Here is a 676-nt window from a genome sequence, read left to right as displayed (position 1 = left end):
CGACAGCGGGTTCGTCGACGCCGCGATCAACACCTTCATTCTGCTCGTCGGGTTCACCCTGGTAACGCTCGCGATCGGGCTCGGACTGGCGATCCTGATAGACCGGAACATCCGGTTCGAGAACACGTTCCGGACGATCTACCTGTTGCCGATGAGCCTCTCGTTCGTGGTCACCGCCCAGTTCTGGGCGTGGATGTTCAACTTCAACAACGGGGTCATCAACATCGTCATCACGTCGCTCGGCTTCGGCCGAGTCAACTGGATCGGTAACCCCGACATCGTCCTCTGGGCGGTGATGTTCGCGCTGATGTGGCAGTTCGCGGGGTACGCGATGGTCGTGTTCCTCGCGGGGCTGCGGGCCATTCCGAACGAGCACTACGAGGCGGCGAAGGTGGACGGCGCCTCGACGGCGCGGATGTACTGGCGCGTGATCATCCCGCAGCTGAAGGGGTCGACCATCAGCGCCTCGGTCGTCCTGATGGTGTTCGCGCTGAAGGCGTTCGACTTCCTCTACTCGCTCGTCGGCGGCTACCGACCGCCCAACGGGTCCGACATCCTCGCGACGAAGATGGTCCGCGAGGCGTACGCGAACCTGAACTGGGCGTACGCGTCGGCGATCGCCATCACCCTGTTCGTGATGACGCTTGGGATCGTCGGCCCGTACCTCTACTACCAG

General features: G+C 63.0%; 1 protein-coding gene. It reads left to right on the top strand.

The window, feature by feature from the left end:
• Nucleotides 1-676 (top strand): carbohydrate ABC transporter permease (locus tag EXE42_RS16290; RefSeq protein WP_137706990.1); only part of this gene is annotated, 676 nt, incomplete at both ends.

It is taken from the genome of Halorubrum sp. SP3 (assembly GCF_005435195.1).
Classification (GTDB): domain Archaea; phylum Halobacteriota; class Halobacteria; order Halobacteriales; family Haloferacaceae; genus Halorubrum; species Halorubrum sodomense.
This window is presented reverse-complemented; position numbering and strand designations above follow the sequence as displayed.